This is a genomic window from Flavobacterium sp. 102 (assembly GCF_003634615.1).
In the GTDB taxonomy this organism is placed as follows: domain Bacteria; phylum Bacteroidota; class Bacteroidia; order Flavobacteriales; family Flavobacteriaceae; genus Flavobacterium.
On sequence record NZ_RBKX01000001.1, the window covers coordinates 3,475,069 to 3,492,008 of the forward strand.

Below are 16,940 nucleotides of genomic sequence, written 5' to 3' on the forward strand. Positions count from 1 at the left end.
TACTAGTGATATTGTAAAACTGACAACTGCACCGAGAGCAGCTAGTAAAACAGTTTTAAAAACATCCGCCGATTGAATATTGGGTATAATACTCAAAAATGTTCCACCGACAGTACCCATTAAAGTATGGCTATTTGTTTGCATTATCTCCTATAGTTGTTAGTTGGCTTACTGCCGAGGCAACGCCACCGGCAACAACTAAATAGCCACCAACTGAAGTAACTAAAACTGGCAAAGCAATTGGAGCTGCCAATATGGTTCCACCTACAGCTGCCAAAACCAAACCAACATTTCGAAGCACTTTAAAAAATTTCGGAGTGGGAGCTTGCGCTCTATTAACAAGTTTCATGATCGAGGATTTTATTCAGTTGAAAAAAGTGGTCTGAGAACACAACCGGTGCTTTTAGACCAATCAGAAGTTTGACTATCTTCTGAAATAGTAAAATCACCTCCAGTAGACGTACCTTTACCACCTCGTCCGCCTGTATCAAAAACACATCCGCCGCCAAGTTCATTTCCTCTTCCGCCAGTATCAAGATTTGCAAGTTCTCCAGTTGAATTTGTATTGCGTCCTCCAATGTCATAAATAGTAAACTGACCTGTATCAGTTCCACCTTTTCCACCAATGTCATCTAAAGGATTTAAGCCTCCACCGGAATCCCTACCACCAATTTCAGAATAAGCATATTCTCCTGTGGTGCTTTTTCCACCATTTCCACCACCTGTCTCTGGGCAAATGGTATAAGTGTTTTCAAGACCACCTGTCGAATTTTTACCTCCGGTATCAAGTGCAGAAAATTCACCGCCAGTACTTCTTCCACCAATATCGAAAAAGTCCCAATCATCACTCGCATTAATTTGTCCCGTATCGGTTGAAGTACCTCTTCCACCTATATCTGAAAGAGCAAATTCGCCTGTGTTTGTGTTCGCGCCTCTGCCGCCAGTATCCAAATCGTCAAAATCATCTGGATTATCTACTTGTCCAGTATCGCTTGAAGTACCAGTCCCATTTCGTCCACCAGTTTCATTTAAAAAAGCAAACGTACATTGTGTTTCGCCAGTCAAATTAGTTAAAAGGGTTGGTTCGGGATTCTGTTTACCTCCGATATCAAAAAATCCGCCAGTATCGGGTGTTTTACTACCACCAATTGTGGTGGTCTGAGTGGGTTGAGCATAGCTGATAAATGTTCCTAGAACGGCAATTAAAAGAAACAATCCTTGTTTCAGTTTATTTAAAAAATTTGTTTTCATAATAATAAAAATTTAAGATTTGATAATGATTAAAACTCGTTGCTTTTCATCCAAAGCTTTATAAACAATAGTTCTAAGCTTGGTAAAAGCTTTTCGGGATAGTAGACCTAAACCGGCTCCCGAAATCTTTGTAACCGGTGCAATGCAGCCATTCAGTTCTTTGATGGCATTATTGGCAGGATGAATCAAAATCGAACTTCGATTTGAAACATTCACTATTTCAATATGCCATTTGAACTTTTTGCTGTACCGCTTTTGTAATAAATATTTCCCTTCCGGAATGCAGGAAATCATTTTCTGATTTTCCTTCCAAGACAATTCAATTGTTTTACAAATCAATTTGCCCTCAAATTCAAGATTTCCATTAGTTCCTTCAGGGAAATAAGTTCTGGTAATTAGGAGAACCATTACACACCGCTGTCAACCTTAACAATCGATAATGGGTTAAATGCACCGTTTTTAAGTGGGTACATTTGACCGTTAACCTCTTGATAAAATTCAATTCCCAAAGCAAGGAATAGCGGCTTAGTACTCGCAGCTGTAACTTGATTAGTTTGCGCAACCGCAACGGTCGCCACAGCATCCCAAGGTAAAATAGCTGTCTCAGAGTGTTGCTCAATAAAGGTTTCCGCCTCAAAGTCAATCTCTGCACCGGCAGAAATAATCTTATAATGCGTAGTCCCTGACGGAGCCGCAATCATGTTAATCGGAACAAACGGTGGAATATCCACTGTAATTTCACCACTAACACGGTCTATTGCACCAGTATAAGGAGCATAAAGACTTGTGCCAAGCTTACCTCTGATATTGAATTCAAACCCAATAAGTAATTCGGCTTCACCGTCAATTACATTTCGCAGACCTCTTTCACTAACTAAGTCAGCTTGGATAACTTTAACCATTTCTTTCGTAAGTCGACTTACCATTCTGCCATCAGCAGAATTCAATAGCAAAGCTCTCAATGCAGTTCTAAGTAATTTTCCGGCCTTCCCAGCCCGTCCAAATTCAGAACCGTTTTCGCGAGTTCTTTGAAACGCAGGATCACTTTCAATCCTACTTTTTTCGATACCTCCTTTCTCGCGGGCAAGATGCCCGTCTTGCGAGGTTTTGTAAAAGGTAATACCTCCGATAGTACCTTTTAGTTTAATTATGCCTTTCTGTCTTGCCATAATTTCTAAACTTTTGATTAATACTCATTTTCACAATTCACTTTCATTTCGTTAATCGTTGCAACTAAATCCCGAATGATTTAATCAAAGTTTCAAACATTAAAATCACAATTCAAAAGGCACAGATAAGTAGTCAACTATAAACAACCATAATCGATTATTTTAGTCCATCACATTATCCAAAAAATGTATAAATTTGCTATTGTGTTGAGCTACCTCATAGGTATAGCAAAGGCATAGATAAAGTATTAAATTGTACAACAGTGGCAACAAGCAACGTAAGAGTATGCATGTATCCGAAAGATGTACAACGTATCATGGGCAAGACATATACTCAAGCCCGACTATATTTAAAGAAGATCAAAAAGCATCTAAATAAACTGGAGCACCAGTATATATCAGTTCAGGAATTTTGTGATTATAGTGGCTTACCTTTAGAGGAAGTTATACGTTGTATAGTAGGATAAAAATTGAACAGCTTTATAGACTGTTGAACAATTAAAACCACTTAAAACTAGTTCAATATTTAGTACGAATTTGAACAAATTATTTTGTCAAACCCTAAGAATTGATTAAATTTACCTCATAAGATTTGAGGAGATTTGCATTACAGAAGCAAAATCGATGCCCTTGAATTTTTAGAATGTAAAATGCCTTATAAAACATAGGTTTAAGAGTGAGGTTCGAATCCTGCTCTCCCCACAAAAAACCGAAACTCACGTTTCGGTTTTTTTATTTTTTATCTAAAAACTAAAATCTCTACTAGTGATTTAACCACAAATCCCTATAAGCTTTATTTTTATCATAATCAGCAGCTTGCTTTTCAATATTAAAATAGCGGTTGCCTCTCGGATCATTGCCTACTCCGGCTAAATAAGCCCAATTCCCCCAATTACTGCAAACATCATAATCGATAAGCTGTTGCTCAAAATAACTCGCGCCATATCGCCAATCGAGCTTTAAATCATTGCAAAAATAACTCGCCACATTTTGACGACCGCGATTGCTCATAAATCCGGTTAACCGAAGCTCAATCATATTGGCGTCAACAAAATCAACTCCGGTTTGCCCATTAATCCATTTTTGAAGCAATGCTTTATCGAATTTGTTGATCGATAAGTCTTTATTTTGAATACCTGACTTTAAGAATATTTTATTTTGCTGTTTCTTCATCATGAATCTGAAATAATCACGCCACAACAATTCAAAGACCAACCAATAAGTCGATTCGTTGGCTCCGAATTGAGATTCATATTTTTTTAGTTCCGAGTAAATAAATCTGGGAGCAATACAGCCTAAAGCCAACCAAGCCGAAAATTTAGAAGAATAATCAGCACCAATCATTCCGTTACGGGTTTCTTTATATTTTGAAATGGATTTGGTTTCAAAAAAATAATGGTTCAGTCTTTTTAAGGCTTCCGATTCTCCACCTTTAAATTGGATAACAGCTCTGTGGTCTATTGTAACCTCATCTATACCCAATGCAGCTATTGTTGGTAAAATTGGTCGTGAAATTTCAGGTGAATTTACTTTCTTTGGCTTGTCAAAAGATTTTCTGATGACAGCATCTTTCTCGGTCTTTTTCCTGAAATTAGTAAACACATCCGGAATGTCTTTTATAGAAAAAGGCAAATCTTCCGCATGGTATAAAGTACTCGTGCTAAAGGTCAACAATTCACATTGCAATTTCCAAAGTTCGGTCTGAACCAATGACTCCGTTTGCTTTTCTTCAAAAGCTACTTCACGTTTGACATACACTCTATGGGCTTTGTATTGTTTGACCATTTTAGGAATTTCAACTTCAGGTTTTCCTTTTAAAATTAATAATCCGGAACCTAATTCTCTTAAACTGTTATCCAAATCAAGTAAAGATTCTATCAAAAATTGCGCTCTGAAACTTCCTGTTTTTTGGAACCCAAAAGAAGTGGTCTCAAAATGAGAATCCTCAAAACAATAAACCGGAATGATTGTATCATTTTGAGAAATGGCTTTCACCAAAGTTTCATTATCAGTAATTCGCAAATCGGTTTTAAACCAAACTATTGCTGTTTTCATAGTTCATTAATGTTTTTTAAATAATAATCGGCTTGTTCTAATAACGCTACTTTATCTTCCGGCTTCATCTTGCGCCACACATTGTACATCATTCCGATTCTTGGATTTTTGGCCAATTTATCTTCATGTTTATCATAAAAATCCCAATACAAACTATTGAAAGGACAAGCCTTCTCACCTACTTTTTTAGCTTTATTGTAAAAACAACTGCCACAGTAATGGCTCATTTTATCGATGTATGCCGCCGAACTCACATAAGGTTTGGTACCTACAATGCCGCCATCGGCAAACTGACTCATGCCGCGAGTATTGGTGATTTCGACCCATTCTAAAGCGTCAATGTAAATTCCAAGATACCAGGCATCAACTTCATCCGGATGAATACCTGCCAAAAGCGCAAAATTTCCGGTAATCATGAGTCGCTGAATATGGTGTGCATAAGCATAATTTAGAGACTGATTGATGGCATCTTTCAGGCAATTCATTTTGGTTTTTCCGGTCCAAAACCAATCCGGTAATTTATCTTGGTGATTGAAAAAATTCATTTCAGCATACTCAGGCATTTTTAGCCAATAAATCCCTCGCATGTATTCGCGCCAACCAATGATTTGACGAACAAATCCTTCCAATTGATTGTATTCAATGACTTCAGGCTTTTGTTGCCATTCCGCGATGGCTCGTTCGATTACTTCCAATGGCGAAATCATTTTGGTATTCAATGAAAATGACAATCTTGAATGGTACAAAGACCATTCGTTAGGCGACATCGCATCTTGATAAGAACCAAATAAAGGCAAACACTCTGTCACAAAAAACTCCAGTAATTCTAATGATTGTGCTCTGTTGATTGGCCAAATAAAATTAGTAGAATCAATGCTTCCAATGGTTTTGATATCGGTTTGTGCAATCATTTCGACTATATCGGAAACATTGGTGTTGAAAACTAAAGGTCTTGTGGGCTTGTGATTTTTTGGTAACTTCTTTCGGTTGTCGACATCATAGTTCCATTGCCCTGTTGTTGGGTTATTACCTTCCATCAATATTTGGTGTTTCTTTCGCATCGCTCGGTAAAAACTCTCCATTAAAAAAGTCTTTTTGCCTTCAAAAAAATCGCCTAATTCATTTCTTGTAGCAAAAAAATGTTCGGTATCACAAACTTTGACCGGAATAGAAAGTCCGGCAGCAAAATTTTTCAGCACCAAATCAATCCGACATTCATCCGGTAGTTGGTATTCAAATTGTGTATAATTATTATTCTTTAGAATACGCTCTATATTAGTTTCAAAGGATTGCAAATTGTTTTCATCATCCAGTTTCAAATAAATAACCTCATGTTTATTGGATTGTAACTCATGGGCAAAAGCTCGCATCGAAGTAAAAAAACCAACTATTTTTTGGATATGATGGCTCGCATAATCGGTTTCAGTTCGAACTTCCATCATGACGTAAGTAACCGTTTCATCAATCGTTTCAAACCAAGAATGATTGCTGTTCAATTGATCGCCAAGGATTAATCTTAAGATCTTATTTGCCATAATTATCTGTTCATTCTGCATTTATCACTACAATATTTTACTTCGTTCCAAACTTTTTCCCATTTCTTTCTCCAAGAAAAAGGACGGTTGCAAACAAGGCAAACTTTATTGGGCAAGTGCTGTCTTTTAATTCCTTTCATTAGCAAAATTCAATCGGTTTCTTTTCCATTCAACTTTTACAGAAGAACCGTCGGCAACAAAAACAGCCATCGGTTTGGTTTGGTTTAATACTGCAAAAGCGTCACCATACATGGCAGAAAAATCACAATCAATAACATACCTATTAACTGGATACACTTTCCAAGTCCGGTGTCGCAAACGGTATTCTTCCGTGATGTTTTCCTTTACTTTTGTATAACCGTAATAATGTCGGTAAATGAATTGTTCAAACGAATTAGGTTGCATCTCTTCAGCCAGTTGGTTGGTTTCAACAAAAATGCTATTCCACTTTTTATTCAAAAGCCATTCAAATTTTAGTTGTTGGTTTTGACCGTATTTGCTGAACAAATGTTTGGTTGGCACTACGGTGTAATGCTCTTTGTACAACAAGTTGGCTATCGAGGCCACTAGACGATACGGTATGGTTTCATTAACAAAAACAACACCTCTTTTGACAATAAGTCCTTCTTCTCTCTTAACATAAAAACGCAAATTGATTTCTTCAAACGTGCCAATCCACGGAATAGGAATATTGAATATCTTGGTTTCTTTAAACATAAAACCCACCAAGCTAACATAGGCTTTACCTTCAAACAAGTCGAGTGAAACACCTTTTGGTAAATAAGGGAGTAGAATTTCAGGATCAATTTCGTAATTAACCATGATTATATTTTCCCAATTTGCTTTTAAAAATACTGACATTATTGATTTTTGTTTTTGTTTTTGAATATTCTATTTGGATTATTTACATGCTTTTTCAGGATTTTTTTTCCTTCATGTTTGACCTCAGCTTCTTTTCTGAAACTCCAAATAATATCACTGGCATACTTTCGTGTAGCTTCGATATCGACTATGGGAAACGGATAATCCTTTCCTATTTCACAGCCATAAAATTGTTGGTCTATCAAACTTAATTTCCAAGGTTCGTGAATTAAATGCAGTGGAATATTGGTCAATTTGGGCAACCACTTTTTTATAAAAATCCCTTCAGTATCATGCTCTTCCGAGTTTTTAATTGGATTGTAAATTCGAACCGTATTGATTCCGGTCACTCCGGCTTGCATCTGCAATTGCGGATAGTGAATTCCCGGTTCGTAATCTAAAAACTGTCTGGCTAAAAAATGTAACTCCCGCCAATCTTGCCAAAGATTAAACACAAAAAAAGACACGACCATCGCTCTCATTCTAAAGTTGATATAACCGGTTTCGACCAAACATCGCATACAAGCATCTACAATCGGCACTCCGGTTTTTCCTTCTTGCCAGGCTTTGATATAAGTTTCATTTTTTGGCTTGACCAATACATCAAAAGCGCGATTGATGTTTTGGAATTCCATACGGCATTCGGTTTCAAATTTTTGAATAAAATGACAGTGCCAATGCAATCTTGAAATAAAATTGGATAAAGCTCTTTTGTTTTCGGATTGATCATAATGCTGCATCGTATATTGATAAACCATTCGCATACTGATATTGCCGTAAGCCAAATAAGGTGACAATCGGCTACAGCCTTTCCGGCTCAAATTCGGTTTTGAAATGTGCTTGCTGTAATTTACATAACGCTCTTTGATAAAACTGTCTAAATATCGCCATGCCCAATATTCTCCACCTTGCTGGAAATTCTTATTTCTGGTGGTGATTTCTGTGGACAAGTTTTTCCCTTTTAAGGAATCATAAATGGTCTTTTCTAAATCTAAAAAAACACCTTCTTTTAAGTCGAAAGTTTTGGGAATGCCTCTCATGGTTTGGTTCCACTTTTCATCCCATTTATCGCGATTCTTTAACTTGCGAACTACGCCATTGGTTTGAAATTCCTGCCAAGTAATTCCTTTTTGGCTGAATAATTTTTGAACGGCTATATCTCTATCAAAAGTTAGTTGGTTGCCGGTTTCCTGATGAGAAAAGACCGTATTGATTTGATAAATAGCTGACAAAGCTTCGAAAACAAATTCGGCTTCTTGATGAAAAATATAGAGTTGAGCGGAAACCTTATTTAGATGGTTTTGCAAATCTTGTAATGATTCATAAATAAACCGCCAGTGTCTGATATCTGAATCGTGATAATTCATTACAGAAGGTTCAAAACAATACAATAATAAAATAGGCACTTCTTGTTGTTGCGCCATCCATAAGGGTTCGTGATCGGTAAGTCTCAAATCCCTTTTGAACCATACAATATTGATTACTTTTCTATTCAATGGCAAAGATTGAAGTTATTTCTTTATCAGGTTTGGCGTAACTCAAACGGTCTAATCGAATTGTTTTGTGATAACTATCTAAACCGGAACAGGTAATGGTGTTGGCTTTTTCAATATCGATAAACCCATCTTCAAACAAACAATCTTCAGGAACAGAAATTTGTACAATCTCACCAACAATCATAGTCGTATTATTTATGGTGATATCGACTTTTTCTCTCAGTGCCATACCCAATTGTATAGCGCTTTCTTTTACAAATGGCGCTTGAAAGTCTTTTTTAAATTCGTGCGTTAAACCAACGGCTTCAAATTCGGACACCATAGAATCATATCGTGCAGAGGTTTGATGCGCTTTTTGATAAATAGCTTCATTGATATGATTTAAAGTGTAAAAGCCTGTACCGATAATATTTCTTAAAGAATCTCGCTCCGGCGGACTTGGTCTGAAAATCAAAGCCACAAGCGGCGGATTAGCGCCGAGGTGAAAAACAGAACTGAAAATGGCTAAATTTAAATTGCCTGATTCAGATTTGGTTCCAACCAGTGCAACACTTTTAAATCCACCCAAACTATTGATAAGATGAACCCGAACTTGCTTGTCTAAAAGTTTTATATCTGTTGCGTCCAAACAAGTATTTTTCATCTTCGTTTTGAAATTTTATTGTTCGATATGGCTCGTTGTAAGTTGCATTTAAAACGATCTATTCCGTCAACACGTTTGGCTAAATGTTTGGTTTTGCAGTTTTCAACGCGTTCGCGCCACAATTTGTAACTGCTGAACTTTAACTCTTTTTTCATCAAAGCTTTTACATCAGCTTCCGACAAATTAAATTGGAATTTTATGGCATCAAAAGGAGTTCGATCTTCCCAGGCCATTTCGATAATTCGATCTGTGTCAATTTCAGATAAACCACTTTTTTCTTGTTTTGCAAACACCATACCATTATTGTTTAACGTTTAATAAATAAAGTTAAACAAAAGTATTGATTTTAAAATTAATAAAAGATGAATTGATAAGAAGATTATGAAATTGATAACACTCCAAATCATACAATCCTTGCATCTGAAGAAACAAGGATTAAGAAATAATAGTGGAATTTGTCCTAAAGAGGTTTACTTTTTCGAACCTGTAGTAATATCATCAATTTTGATTACTTTTTTTAAATTCTCACACAAAGGACTTTCCAATAATCTGATTTGGGTTGCCACTAATTTGGAGACTTCAGTTGCGCCTAACAAAGAATAATGAGTGTTGTCTGTTTTTCCTTCGGGATAGTAAGCCACTTCACCGGGTTTAAAATGCAGGTGCAATTCTTTAGATTTTTCAGGACCATAAGCGATTTCTAACATTTCGGTATGGAATTCTAGTTTCTTGGGTTTATTCAATGTGTGTGGAAATTAAAAGGGTATTATATATTTAGGAAAATAAATAAACAATGATTGTCAATTAAACTAAAAACGAGGAAAAAAAACAACATCCTAATAATAAGAACACAATTAGATTTTTTGGTTTTTAACTTCTTAATAGTCAACAAAAAAAGTGTATTGATGAAGCACAAACCATCAAATTCATCGAATCACATTGTATGTGAAATTGGTAATTCAATTTCATCTGTGCTAAAAACAATTCTTAAGATAAATTTTGTTGAAGATATATTCAAAAAAAGTATCTTTGGTTTTCTAAAATATATGCTATATGAAATCAAATCTAGTTTTTAGTTCACTTCTAGTAGTTTCCCTAGTGCTTGTCTCTTGTAAAAAAGAGGATGAAGCTACTGCAACAGCAGATGAAACTCCGAAAGAAATAATAATGCCGAGAGTGCAATCCATTCCAATGCAAACTACTACACAGCAACAAACAACCCAAAATGCAGTTCCTGTTCAAAACCAACCAATGACAGCTAATCAAACCATTACACCAAGCCAAATTGTGACTACAAAAAAAGGGATGAATCCGCAACACGGACAACCTGGGCATCGTTGTGACATTGCAGTTGGAGCACCTTTAAATTCTCCTCCGGGGAACGCCAATCAACCAAAAGCTGGAAGTGCAATTACCCAAAAAATAGATCCTAGTAAATTTACAACGCAAACACAAACTTCTCAACCAACTACAACACCGGCAATTTTGAGTCCGAATGGAACGGCTACTACCACAACAGCTCCGGGAATGAATCCTCCTCACGGACAAGAAGGACATCAATGTGGTATTGCTGTTGGCGCACCTTTACCTAAATAATAAAAAAAGCAATTCATAAAAAAATCCCATCTCTATTAAAAGATGGGATTTTTTATTTTAAAACCAATTGGGCTTACTCTAATGCAAAAGTTACAGTAACATTAGTATTGATTTCCAATTCACCAATAGCTAAGGTTTCTCTTGGCATAGCATCTGTAGCCATTGCCATCATACCGCCTTTGTACATTGGTTGTGGTACATAAACACTTGAATTATCCGTAATCAATAACGCTTTGCCAACTTTTTGTCCTAAAACCGAAACATAATCAGCAGCTTTTTGTTTGGCATTCAGCATTGCTTTCTTTCTGGCTTCTCTTTCATGGTCTTCCATTTTAGAAGACTTGAATTCAACTCCATCTATCGAATTCACTCCTGCATCATTCAATCCCATCATCACTTCATCATATTTTGATAAATCTTTGAGGGTAATGCTTAGCGATTGATTGGCTTGAAAATTGTATTTTTTCTTTTCGTAATCGTAACTTTTCCCTAAGCTAACGTTGTTCGTTTTATAATCTGTAGCAGGAATACCGCTTTTCTTTAAAAATTTGATCACTTTATCTACTACCTCATCATTCAGCGTTTTCACTTCTTTGGCATCTTTACCAGAATTTTGAAAACCTACTGTTACCACCGCTTGATCTGGGATAATTTTTATTTTCCCTTCTCCGGTTACGGAAATTTGTGGCACTTGGGCTTTTTGTTCTTGCGCATTAGAAATACCTGCGACTACTAAGGCTAAAATTAAGATTGCTTTTTTACTCATAAGATTAAAATTGTTTTTCTGGTATTCGTGAATCTTCGATTTCATAATATTTTTGTTTTAATTGTATTTGTCCGATTTCAAAAGTTGTGCCAATTATAATTATAATTTTCCCATTTTAGCCAGGATAAATAAAATGACAATGGGAATGGCTAATAATACCACTTCATAAGTACTTTCTTGAAATAATCTTGGAGCTTCTATTAGAGTAATGGCATAACCACCAATAGCACCACCAAAATGCGCCGTATGACCTATATTGTCTCGCTTTGCTTTCATTCCGTAAATAGATCCCAGCAAATAGATAAAACCAAAAATATAGCCCGGAATAAATCCATAGATGTACATATTTGGTTGTAACAATATGGCCGAATAAATAATCCCTGTCACTGCTCCCGAAGCGCCAACTGCTCTATAATTATATTCATTTCCATGAAAAACCATGGTTAACAAACTGCCGAAAATCAAACTTCCTGCATAAATTAAAAGAAAAGTAAAATTACCGAGTTCTCCATAAACAATCGGAGCAAAGAAATACAAGGTAAGCATATTGAAAGCCAAATGCATTTCGTCAACATGAAGAAAACCGGAAGTTAGCATTCTTATTTGCTCTCCGGCTCGAATACTGCCCACATGAAATTCGAATTTTCTGAAAAATAACTGATTATTAAACCCTTTTATACTTATAAGAACATTAGCCAAAATAATCCCTAATAAAAATATGTTGAGCATGTTTGAAATATTTCTGTAAAAATAATAATACTTCTTTAGGTTTTGTTAATGTTATCCGTTTAAAATCACTTTTAACTTTATATTTGCATAAAATTTACCAGCATGCAATTTATTGTCTTTATTCTTCTTTATCCTTTACTTTGGTTGATCTCTATATTACCTTTCAGATTATTATATATTGTCTCCGATGCTGTTTACGTTTTGGTCTATTATGTTATCCGATATAGAAGAAAAATTGTTAGACAAAATATAACTTTAGCTCTACCACATTTGTCTAAAAAAGAACAATTAGCGGTCGAAAAAGAATCCTATCGTCACCTGTGCGACATGTTCTTGGAAATGATAAAAACAATGACCATTTCAGAGAAAGAAATGGACAAGCGATTCACTTTTACCAATTTAGAATTGTATCAAGAATTAGAAAAAGAACAAAAAAGCATAGCCTTAATGTGTGCTCATTATGCCAGTTACGAATGGGTGGTTTCTATGAACAAACACATCTCTTTCGAAGGTTATGCCATTTATAAAAAGGTAGCCAACAAACACTTTGACAAATTGGTAAAGGACATCCGCTCTAAATTCAAAGCAACATTAATTACCACTAGAGAGACTATTCCAACCGTTGAAAAAAATTATAAAACAAAACACCTAGGCATCTATGGTTTTGCCAGCGACCAATCGCCACAATTAAGTAAAACACACCATTGGGGAACATTTATGGGCATTGAAACTCCGATACATACCGGTGCCGAAATGTTAGCCAAACGCTATGACATGAATGTGATTTTTTTACGCACCCAGAAAATAAAACGCGGTTATTATCAAGCTACGTTTGAATTGATGTTTAAAAACCCAAAAGAAGTACCTAACTATGAAATATCGGATGAGTTTTTAAGACGTGTAGAAAAACAAATCTACGAAGCACCCGAATATTATTTGTGGACACATAAGCGTTGGAAACACAAGAAGAAATAGACCGCAGAAAACAGATTTCAGTTATTTAGTGGTGAACCAAGATTTTACCATTGCTAATTCTGAATGTTTGGCGTTTTTGTGATTGAACTCGTTGGTTTTTGAGTTGTATTCGTAATCTTTAGCCCAAACTGTATGGTTTTGTGCCAACGATTTTATGCTTTCACAAACAAACTGTATTTCTTCTGAAGTTGTTGTCGGGTGAATCGACATTCTAATCCATCCCGGTTTTTTTATTAAGTCGCCTGAGGTAATTTGGCACACCAAATCATGAGAAGTTTCTTGGTCAACATGCAATAAGAAATGTCCATAAGTTCCGGCACAACTACAACCGCCACGAGTTTGGATTCCGAATCGGTCGTTTAATAATTTTACGCCCAAATTAAAATGCAAATCGTCAACATAAAACGAAATCACTCCCAATCGGTCTTGGTGTTGATTGGCTAAAATATGAATGTTTGCTATCGAATTCAATTCGGCAAATACATATTCCACAATTTCATGCTCACGTCCTAAGATGTTTTTCACGCCCATTTGTTCTTTCAACTGAATCGCTAAAGCGGTTTTAATCACTTGCAAAAACCCGGGTGTTCCACCATCTTCACGGTCTTCAATATTATCTATGTATTTGTGTTCGCCCCAAGGATTTGTCCAAGAAACCGTTCCGCCACCAGGACAATCTGGCACATTATTTTTGTATAAATTTTTATTAAAAATCAACACGCCTGAAGTTCCGGGACCACCCAGAAATTTGTGTGGTGAAAAGAAAATAGCGTCTAAATAGCTTTCGTCATCCGGATGCATATCGATTTCAACATAAGGTCCTGAACAAGCAAAATCTACAAAACAAACCCCATTGTTTTGATGCATTAACTTCGCCACTTCATGATAAGGCGTTCTTATTCCGGTAACATTGGAACAAGACGTAATCGAAGCAATTTTGAAACTTCTGTCTTTGTATTTTTCTAATAATGCTTTGAATTCATTCATGCACAACAGACCTTCATCATTCGCCGGAATTACGACTACATCAGCAATCGTTTCCAACCAAGATGTTTGATTTGAATGATGTTCCATGTGCGATATGAATACAATTGGTCTTATTGCAGCAGGAATATCAGTAAATGCTTTTAAATTTTCAGGTATTTTTAAGCCCAAGATTCTTTGAAACTTATTCACTACGCCTGTCATTCCTGTTCCGTCGTTGATTAAAACGTCATTATCATTGGCATTCACGTGCTTTTTAATAATATGACGGGCTTCGTGGTAAGCCATGGTCATGGCAGTTCCGGAAATAGTAGTTTCTGTATGTGTATTGGCCACAAAAGGTCCGAACTCATTCATCAATTTTTCCTCTATCGGACGGTATAATCTTCCGCTGGCGGTCCAATCTGTATAAATGATTTTCTTCTTTCCGAAAGGAGACTCAAACTCTTGGTCGATTCCAATAATATTTTGGCGAAATTGTTGGAAATACTGCTCTAAAGCCGTTTGGGTTTCTGTGGTAATCATAATGCAACTATTTGTGTTCAAAGATACATTATTTTTAATTTTAGGTCAAAAAAAATACTATTTATTGATAAATTCACAAAAGTCTAATAGGTTTTAAACCTTAACTGTTGGAGATAAGTCTTAACTAGAAATCTCTTTGAATATGAAAAAAAGTTTATCCCTGCTGATGGTTGTACTAGGAATAACCACAGGTTTTAGTCAAGAAGACAATCGTCCTGTAAATACCGGTGATGATTTTAGTTTGGAAGGTGCTTTGGCCCTATTTAAAAAAGCCAACTCCTTAGAAGAATTTGAAAAACTCCTCAACGAGGAAAACAACCATGTCAATAATCTTGATCTCAATAACGATAACGATATTGATTACATTGTTGTGGAAGACATCAAAGAAGGAGATTCTCATGTTATCCTTCTGAGTACTTATCTCAATGAAAAAGAAAAACAAGATATTGCCACCATTGGCATTGAAAAAACCGGTGTAAGCCAAGCAGCACTTCAGATTGAAGGGGACAAAGATTTATATCCCGAAAATACCATCGTTGAGCCAATTGATGAAAAAGAAGCGATTAAAAGTTCTAAAGGTGGACCTGATGTCCTTGAAATAGACATTCAAATAGTTTCCGTCAATGTTTGGCTTTGGCCAAGTGTGCGCTTTTTATACGCTCCAAATTATGTGGTTTGGGTTTCCCCTTACCGTTGGAGAAACTATCCTCGTTGGTGGAAACCTTGGCGACCAATTTCACACCCCGTATTTTATGCCCATTGTGCGCCACACCGCGTTTATTATCGTCCAGTAACTACGCGCAGAGTAGTTGTTGCTCGCAAAACTTATAGTTCCAGAAGACATTCCTCTACTTTAGTGGTGCACAATCGCCGTGGAACTACAGTGATTCACAAAAACAAAAGAGGCAATGTAAAAGCCGTGAAAGTAAGAAGAACTCCGGTAAGAGGAAGAAGATAAAATTATGAACAAGAACTCTCTTTGGTCTTTACGTTTAGGTTTCTCGGGAAAGCAAAGTAATCTCATTCAAAATATGGGGCTCCCAAAGTTTCTCGAGCAATCTTATGCCTCAAAATTGGACAAAAACGTGCCTTCTTTTTTAAACAATAGTCCAAAATCAATTCAAGAATTAAGAGCCAAACGACAAGCACTAAAAAGTACTTCTCCCGAAGAAGCCAAAGAATTACTCAAAATAGAACTCCAAGTTTCTCAAGAAATGAAAGCTTGGTGGTTAGAAAAAATGATAACCGAAGAATTTCCGCTGCGCGAAAAAATGACATGTTTTTGGCACAACCATTTTGTTTCCACTTTTCAAAAGGTAAAAGTCAATCATTGGGTTTTTCAGCACAACCAATTGCTTCGTGAAAATGCTTTCAGCAACTTCAAAACCCTGACCAAGCAAATCATCCAAACCAATGCCATGGTTCGTTATTTGGACAATGTCGACAATCGAAGAGATAAAATTAACGAAAACCTCAGCCGAGAATTATTAGAATTATTTACGCTCGGCATTGGGAATTACACCGAAGATGATATTAAAAATGGTGCTAAAGGTTTGGCCGGATTAAACATAGGTGAAGACCAAGCCATTTATCGCAAAATTCTTGAGAACAACGATACGATTACTTATTTTGGTAAAACCGGCAAATTCAAAGCAGATGAAATGGTTGATATTATTTTCGAACAAAAAGCGGTTCCTTACTTATTGACGCGAAAAATACTAAAGTGGTTTATCTATGACAACCCATCGGAAGCATTGGTAGAATATTATGGTGATTATTTCCGAAAAGTAGATTTTGAAATCAAACCGTTGCTAACGAAAATCTTCACGGAAGAATTCGCCAAAGACAATGCCGGAAGCAAAATCAAAGACCCATTGGTTTACATTATACAATTGATGCACGAGTTAAAAGTCGAGCAATTGAACCCGAAACTTATTGCATTTTACCTTAAACAACAAGGCATGGATTTGTTCAATCAACCTAATGTAAAAGGTTGGAATGGTGGCAAAGAATGGCTAACATCCCAAATCTATTTGCAACGCAACAATGCCGCCGATTTACTTTGCAACGGCAAAAGTTTGAGCCGAAGAAAACAATTCAACGATGATGAGATGATTAATGAAAGTATGAACCAATTGGTGAAAGTAAAACTGAACTGGAACAAAACCGGCAACAACAAAACCATCATAGCCGAGCTTTCAGACAGATTGTTATTTCATACTGATGACAATTTGCAGAAAGATTTTGAAGCGATTTTAAAATACGATTTTAATCCCAAAGCTGAGAATGCCGATTCTGCCGTATTGCGATTGTTCAATGCGATGATAAAAACACCCGAATACCAATTGATTTAGC

19 protein-coding genes are annotated in these 16,940 nt (G+C 36.2%); 4 read left to right on the plus strand and 15 right to left on the minus strand.

What is annotated here, in order from left to right; translation table 11 throughout:
- Nucleotides 1-130: 130 nt before the first annotated feature.
- The 12 genes from C8C84_RS15385 to C8C84_RS15445 form a co-directional block, all read right to left on the minus strand.
- Nucleotides 131-349 (minus strand): hypothetical protein, encoded by a 219-nt coding sequence (locus C8C84_RS15385; protein ID WP_121314488.1) that lies wholly within the window; start codon nt 347-349, stop codon nt 131-133.
- An 11-nt stretch (nt 350-360) separates the two neighbouring features.
- Nucleotides 361-1,251, minus strand: a complete 891-nt coding sequence (locus C8C84_RS15390; RefSeq protein ID WP_121314489.1) for a hypothetical protein — start codon at nt 1,249-1,251, stop codon at nt 361-363.
- Nucleotides 1,252-1,263: 12 nt separating this feature from the next.
- A complete protein-coding gene (locus C8C84_RS15395; RefSeq protein ID WP_121314490.1) occupies nt 1,264-1,659 on the minus strand; it encodes a DUF5675 family protein in 396 nt (131 codons plus the stop codon).
- Nucleotides 1,659-2,420, minus strand: coding sequence for a hypothetical protein (locus C8C84_RS15400; protein ID WP_121314491.1), 762 nt, complete (start codon nt 2,418-2,420; stop codon nt 1,659-1,661). The genes C8C84_RS15395 and C8C84_RS15400 overlap by 1 nt, the downstream gene beginning before the upstream one ends.
- A 762-nt stretch (nt 2,421-3,182) precedes the next feature.
- Entirely contained in the window at nt 3,183-4,475 is a 1,293-nt protein-coding gene (locus tag C8C84_RS15410; RefSeq protein ID WP_121314493.1) for a DASH family cryptochrome, read from the minus strand.
- The gene (locus C8C84_RS15415) at nt 4,472-6,010 is read right to left on the minus strand and encodes a cryptochrome/photolyase family protein (protein WP_199717186.1); all 1,539 of its coding nucleotides are present in this window, start codon (nt 6,008-6,010) and stop codon (nt 4,472-4,474) included. Before C8C84_RS15415 ends, C8C84_RS15410 begins: the two co-directional genes overlap by 4 nt.
- A gap of 2 nt (nt 6,011-6,012) precedes the next feature.
- Nucleotides 6,013-6,150: a DUF2256 domain-containing protein gene (locus C8C84_RS15420; protein ID WP_121314495.1), complete on the minus strand. Its 138-nt coding sequence runs from the start codon at nt 6,148-6,150 to the stop codon at nt 6,013-6,015.
- Nucleotides 6,137-6,871: a YqjF family protein gene (locus C8C84_RS15425; protein WP_121314496.1), complete on the minus strand. Its 735-nt coding sequence runs from the start codon at nt 6,869-6,871 to the stop codon at nt 6,137-6,139. Before C8C84_RS15425 ends, C8C84_RS15420 begins: the two co-directional genes overlap by 14 nt.
- On the minus strand, nt 6,871-8,367 hold the full coding sequence (locus C8C84_RS15430; protein WP_121314497.1) for a cryptochrome/deoxyribodipyrimidine photo-lyase family protein: 1,497 nt from the start codon (nt 8,365-8,367) through the stop codon (nt 6,871-6,873). The genes C8C84_RS15425 and C8C84_RS15430 overlap by 1 nt, the downstream gene beginning before the upstream one ends.
- Nucleotides 8,360-9,010: a flavin reductase family protein gene (locus C8C84_RS15435; protein WP_121314498.1), complete on the minus strand. Its 651-nt coding sequence runs from the start codon at nt 9,008-9,010 to the stop codon at nt 8,360-8,362. The genes C8C84_RS15430 and C8C84_RS15435 overlap by 8 nt, the downstream gene beginning before the upstream one ends.
- Nucleotides 9,007-9,306: a TIGR03643 family protein gene (locus C8C84_RS15440; protein ID WP_121314499.1), complete on the minus strand. Its 300-nt coding sequence runs from the start codon at nt 9,304-9,306 to the stop codon at nt 9,007-9,009. The genes C8C84_RS15435 and C8C84_RS15440 overlap by 4 nt, the downstream gene beginning before the upstream one ends.
- 174 nt (nt 9,307-9,480) lie before the next feature.
- Nucleotides 9,481-9,753: a hypothetical protein gene (locus tag C8C84_RS15445; RefSeq protein WP_121314500.1), complete on the minus strand. Its 273-nt coding sequence runs from the start codon at nt 9,751-9,753 to the stop codon at nt 9,481-9,483.
- 310 nt (nt 9,754-10,063) lie between these two features.
- Between C8C84_RS15445 and C8C84_RS15450 the strand changes: the two genes are divergently transcribed.
- Nucleotides 10,064-10,606, plus strand: a complete 543-nt coding sequence (locus C8C84_RS15450; protein ID WP_121314501.1) for a hypothetical protein — start codon at nt 10,064-10,066, stop codon at nt 10,604-10,606.
- A 73-nt stretch (nt 10,607-10,679) separates the two neighbouring features.
- On the opposite strand, the gene C8C84_RS15455 is transcribed toward C8C84_RS15450, so the two are convergent.
- Entirely contained in the window at nt 10,680-11,417 is a 738-nt protein-coding gene (locus C8C84_RS15455) for an SIMPL domain-containing protein (protein ID WP_233549850.1), read from the minus strand.
- 54 nt (nt 11,418-11,471) lie between these two features.
- Nucleotides 11,472-12,101, minus strand: a complete 630-nt coding sequence (locus C8C84_RS15460) for a rhomboid family intramembrane serine protease (protein ID WP_121314502.1) — start codon at nt 12,099-12,101, stop codon at nt 11,472-11,474.
- Between the two features lie 102 nt (nt 12,102-12,203).
- Here C8C84_RS15460 and C8C84_RS15465 point away from each other — a divergent pair, with 102 nt between their 5' ends.
- Nucleotides 12,204-13,076, plus strand: a complete 873-nt coding sequence (locus C8C84_RS15465) for a lysophospholipid acyltransferase family protein (RefSeq protein ID WP_121314503.1) — start codon at nt 12,204-12,206, stop codon at nt 13,074-13,076.
- Nucleotides 13,077-13,097: 21 nt separating this feature from the next.
- On the opposite strand, the gene C8C84_RS15470 is transcribed toward C8C84_RS15465, so the two are convergent.
- Nucleotides 13,098-14,585 carry an aminotransferase class V-fold PLP-dependent enzyme gene (locus tag C8C84_RS15470; RefSeq protein WP_121314504.1) on the minus strand — a complete coding sequence of 496 codons (1,488 nt, stop codon included), beginning with the start codon at nt 14,583-14,585 and terminating at the stop codon, nt 13,098-13,100.
- 142 nt (nt 14,586-14,727) lie between these two features.
- Between C8C84_RS15470 and C8C84_RS15475 the strand changes: the two genes are divergently transcribed.
- Together C8C84_RS15475 and C8C84_RS15480 are read left to right on the plus strand one after the other, a co-directional pair.
- The gene (locus C8C84_RS15475) at nt 14,728-15,543 is read left to right on the plus strand and encodes a hypothetical protein (RefSeq protein ID WP_121314505.1); all 816 of its coding nucleotides are present in this window, start codon (nt 14,728-14,730) and stop codon (nt 15,541-15,543) included.
- 4 nt (nt 15,544-15,547) lie between these two features.
- Nucleotides 15,548-16,939: a DUF1800 domain-containing protein gene (locus C8C84_RS15480; protein WP_121314506.1), complete on the plus strand. Its 1,392-nt coding sequence runs from the start codon at nt 15,548-15,550 to the stop codon at nt 16,937-16,939.
- The last annotated feature ends 1 nt before the right edge of the window (nt 16,940 follow it).